This is a genomic window from Azonexus sp. (genome assembly GCF_036170495.1).
Lineage (GTDB): Bacteria > Pseudomonadota > Gammaproteobacteria > Burkholderiales > Rhodocyclaceae > Azonexus.
Genome location: NZ_JAVHPH010000088.1, coordinates 1,512 through 5,894 on the forward strand (window position 1 = coordinate 1,512; position 4,383 = coordinate 5,894).

Genomic DNA, 4,383 nt, shown 5'->3' on the forward strand with positions numbered 1-4,383 from the left:
AAATTGTCGCCGACATGAAGCGCGAATGGCGCGGCGACAAGCAGGCCGAACTGGCGGCACTGGTCACCGAAAGCCTGTGCCTGAATAGCGAAGGCTTGGCTGACAAAGCCCAGCATCTGGTCGATCAGGCGCTGGCCTTGCAGAAAACAATCAGCGAAGAAGCGGCCGGCAACGGCAAGCACGTCTCGCAGCGGCTCGCGGTCGATCTGGCCCACGCCTGTTACGCCACCGGCAAGGAAGGCGAAGCGACAAAAATCATGCGCCAGGTAGCGGCCGAAAACCATGAGGACAAAAATCTCATCGACCACATTAGCAGCGTCTTTGAAAAAACCGGCCAGCCCGATGCCGGCAAGGCGATGCTCGACCAGGTCGGCAGGGAAATCGTCGAACTCAATAACAAGGGCGTCCTGGCGGCGCGCCGCGGCGATCTCGAAGGGGCCGTCCAGTTGCTGATCCAGGCCGTCGAGCAGGTGCCCAACCTGCAATTCCTGGTCAACGCCGCCAAGGCCATTTATGCCTTGCTCGACCAGAAGGGCTGGGACGAAGAGCTGGCGGCCAGGGCGCTCGACTACCTGCAGCGCGCCCAGCGCAAGGACCGCAAGAGCCCCAAGGTGGCTTCGGCCCGCGAGCTCTACGTCACGGTCGCCAAGAAATACGGCATTGCGACCGACAACACCTGAGCCATCAGGCCGGCAACATTTTGAAACCATTTAGCCGCAGCGCCGACGCATCCTTTCTCGCGCTGGCGCGTTGATTACACAGCGGCCTGCCTTTTCGTGCGGGCGGCGCTTTTCCTTCGGGAGCTCACGATGCTGCAATCCCTGCAAAAAATTCTTCTCGCACTGACCATGGCCCTTGCCCTGCCGGCCTTGGCACAGAGCGATCCGCCGGCCCGCGTCGGGCGCCTGGGTTATTTTGAAAATCAGGTCGATTTTCGGGTTGACCGTAACGATCAGGGCGGGCCGGCGACGCTCAACTGGCCGATCAGCAGCGGCGCCGTCCTGGAAACCGGACAGCGCGGCCGGGCCGAAGTGTGGATCGGCTCCACGGCCTATCGACTGGCCGACGACAGTCGGGTCGAGTTTTCCGTCGTCGACGATGCGCGGGTCGATGTCCGCGTCAGCGGCGGCAGCCTGGCGGTCAGCGTTCTCGACCGCGATCAGGTCGATGACGTGGTGATCGCCACGCCGGATGGCAATGTCCGCTTCCTGACGCCGGGGCGCTATCGTATCGACGTCTTCGGCGAACGCAGCGAACTCAGCGTGCAGGCCGGCCGCGCCGTTTTCGATGACGGCCAGCGGGCGACACCGGTCGCCGCCGGCCAGAAAATCAGCCGCTGGAGCGACGGCAACGAGCAGCTCGATGCCGACCGCAGCAACGATGCCTTTGACCGCTGGGTGGCCAATCGCGAGAACGTGACACTGGCCAGCCAGTCCCGCCGCCACGTTTCGCCCCACATGACCGGCTATCAGGACCTCGATGCCTACGGTGACTGGCAGACCGCCCCCGACTACGGTGCCATCTGGTACCCGCGCGCTGTGGCCGATGACTGGGCGCCCTACCGCTACGGCCGCTGGGCCTGGGTCGCCCCCTGGGGGTGGACGTGGATCGACCAGGCGCCGTGGGGTTTCGCACCCTTTCACTATGGTCGCTGGGCAATCATCCATGGGCGCTGGGGCTGGGTCCCCGGTCGCCTCGCCGTCCGCCCGGTTTACGCGCCGGCCCTCGTCGCCTGGATCGGCAATCCGGGCTGGAACGTCGGTTTCAGCTTCGGCGCTGCCCCGGCCGTTGGCTGGTTCCCGCTCGCCCCGCGCGAGGTCTACGTGCCCGGCCATCGGCACAGTCCCAACTATGTCCGCCAACTCAATGTCGCTTACGTTCGTGACCTCGGCGTCATCGATCGGGCGGCGCGCGGCGGCCCGCAGGCGCCCTTTACCCATCACGCCTTGCCGCGCGCCGTCACCGTCGTGCCGGCCAACCTGGTCCGCGAAGGCCGCTCAATAACGTCGCGCGAAATCCGCCATCAAGAGCGCCCGGAACTAAGCCGCGCCCCGCTGGCTCGCCACGCACCCAACGCCGACTGGCTGGCCCCGGCCCGGGAGGCCGTTCGTCCGCGCAACGACGAACGGCGCGAGCTGATCAGCCGACCGCGGCGCGATGTCGACGCCCCCCGACTCAACGCCCAGGAGCGCGGCGTACCGCGTTCTGAGCCGATGCAACGCGGTGCCGATCATCCGGTTCTCCGTCCACCCATGCCGGAAGCCGAAAATCCCCGCGATGGCGACAAGCGCCGTGAACGCGGACCGGGGTCGCCCGACCGGCGCCCGGGAAGCGAAAATCAGGCGCGTCCGGTGGATCTTGCGCCACCCCCCGCGCCGCAACGTCGCGCCGTCGTCCCGCCGGAAATTCGCCAGCCAGCCGCTGATGTCGACAAAGCACCGCCGGCCGCCGGGTCGCCGCTGCAGCGTCGTGAAGGCTTCCGCCGTCCGGCTGATGCGCGTCCCGAAACGGAGATGCGAGGTCGCCCGCCCGAGGCTGCCCCAGGGCCAATGCGTCGCGACATGCCGACACCTGAGATGCGTACCGATGAGCGTCAGCCGCGGCCGATGGTGGCCCCCCAGGAAAGGGAGCCGCGGCGCGAAGTGCGGAATGTTGAGCGCATGGAAAATCGGGCGCCACCGCCCCGCGAACGTGAGCTACCGCAAATCACCCGCCAGCCGGAAATGCCGAGGCCAGCGCCGGAAGCCAGGATGCCCGCCCCGCCACCTGTACGCGAAATGCCGCAGCCGCGCGTCGAACCGCCGCGCCAGGTGCAGGAATTCCGGCCCCCGGCGCCCATGCCGCAGCCGCGGGCAGAGCCGCCGCGCCAGCCGGTTCACGAATTCCGGGCACCTCCTCCAGCCCCCGCCGCGATGCCTCAACCGCGGGTTGAGCCGCCGCGTCAGCCGGCGCCGCAAGGCAGCCAGCCGGATCAACGCCGTCGCCACGGCGATGACGACGAGCGGCGCGGACGTTAATCCCTAAATGCGCTGAGCGGGGCCGCGACCGGCCCCGCCCACGCGTCGTTCAGCGCTGCTTTCGCGCCAGCCGACGGCTCAATTGGGCGTGATAAAGTCCGCTTTTTTGCATACGGCAGGAACGGCTATGTTTTCAGGAATCATCGCGGCAGTAGGCCGCATCACTCACCTAACCCCGCGTGAAGTCGGGTACCGTCTGCACGTCGATGGTGGCGGCCTCAAACTTGACGATGTTTCGCTGGGCGATTCGATCGCCCACAACGGCGTCTGCCTGACGGTTGTTGCCCGCGAAGGCAATACCTTTGCCGTCGATGTCTCGCCCGAAACCCTGTCGTGCACCGTCGGACTCGATGCGCCGGGCCCGGTCAATCTGGAAAAGGCGCTGCGCCTCAACGACGTGATCGGCGGCCATCTGGTGTCCGGTCACGTTGATGGCGTCGGCGAAGTGCTGCGCTTCGATCCGGTCGGCGACAACCGCCGGCTCGAAATTCGCGCCCCGAAAGCCATCGCCAAGTTCATCGCGCGCAAGGGCTCGATCGTCGTCGACGGCACCAGCCTGACCACTAACGAGGTCAAGGGCACCGACTTCACCATCAACCTGATCCCGCACACGCTGGAAAACACCACCCTCAATCGGCTCCAGCCGGGCAGCAAGGTCAATCTCGAAGTTGACCTGATCGCCCGCTACTGCGAGCGTTTACTCGCCGCCGATCACGAGTAAGGTCATGCCGAGCCGAATCCTTGTCGTTGCGCTGCTCACCGCCCTGCTCGGCTCTTGCGCGGCCTACGACGGATTCGGTCTGCAACCCGGCACCGCGCGGATCGAGGACATCGTACGGGTCATGGGACTGCCGGCCATGCGCTGGAAAGAAGCCGATGGCGGCGAGACACTGGCCTATCCGCGCGGTCCGATGGGTTATCACACCTTTTTCGTCCGGATTGACCCCCGGGGCACTGTGCTGAGTCGTGAAAATATCCTCGATACCCGGCACTTTGCCCGCATTCAGGCCGGCATGACGGCAGACGAGGTGATGCGCATCCTGGGGCCGTCGGTTGCCGCGTGGACCGTTTATTTCAAGGCGCGTGACGAACGGGTCTGGGAATGGCGTTATTGCGACGACTGGAACGAACCGGCCCGTTTCAATGTGTTGTTCGATGGCACCTCGCAGCGGGTGCGCTCAACCCTGGCCTCGCCTGAAAGTTTGCGCGGGGGTTTCGGTGACGATGACCGCCGGAGCTGGTGCAGCCACTGAATTTGTCCGCCGCGGCGAATCCTCGCTTGAAAAACCCCCACCCCGCCCCCATAATCCTAAGCATGGTTGTAATTCCGGCAATCTGGAGGCGTTCTGGACAGGGGTTCGATTCC

General features: G+C 65.8%; 3 protein-coding genes and 1 pseudogene. All 4 read left to right on the top strand.

Features of this window, described 5'->3' with window-relative positions; all coding sequences use genetic code 11:
* Window positions 1-680 (top strand): annotated as a pseudogene (locus tag ADADOO_RS02890) (response regulator); the annotation flags it as partial.
* Window positions 681-809: 129 nt separating this feature from the next.
* Window positions 810-3,017, top strand: coding sequence for a DUF6600 domain-containing protein (locus ADADOO_RS02895; protein WP_511274858.1), 2,208 nt, complete (start codon window positions 810-812; stop codon window positions 3,015-3,017).
* Window positions 3,018-3,144: 127 nt separating this feature from the next.
* On the top strand, window positions 3,145-3,738 hold the full coding sequence (locus ADADOO_RS02900; RefSeq protein ID WP_511274859.1) for a riboflavin synthase: 594 nt from the start codon (window positions 3,145-3,147) through the stop codon (window positions 3,736-3,738).
* 4 nt (window positions 3,739-3,742) lie between these two features.
* Window positions 3,743-4,270: a hypothetical protein gene (locus tag ADADOO_RS02905; RefSeq protein ID WP_511274860.1), complete on the top strand. Its 528-nt coding sequence runs from the start codon at window positions 3,743-3,745 to the stop codon at window positions 4,268-4,270.
* Window positions 4,271-4,383: the final 113 nt, after the last annotated feature.

Coding starts and splice junctions, on each gene's coding strand:
- ADADOO_RS02895 (WP_511274858.1), top strand. CDS start 810: ATGCTGCAATCCCTGCAAAAAATTCTTCTCGCACTGACCATGGCCCTT.
- ADADOO_RS02900 (WP_511274859.1), top strand. CDS start 3,145: ATGTTTTCAGGAATCATCGCGGCAGTAGGCCGCATCACTCACCTAACC.
- ADADOO_RS02905 (WP_511274860.1), top strand. CDS start 3,743: ATGCCGAGCCGAATCCTTGTCGTTGCGCTGCTCACCGCCCTGCTCGGC.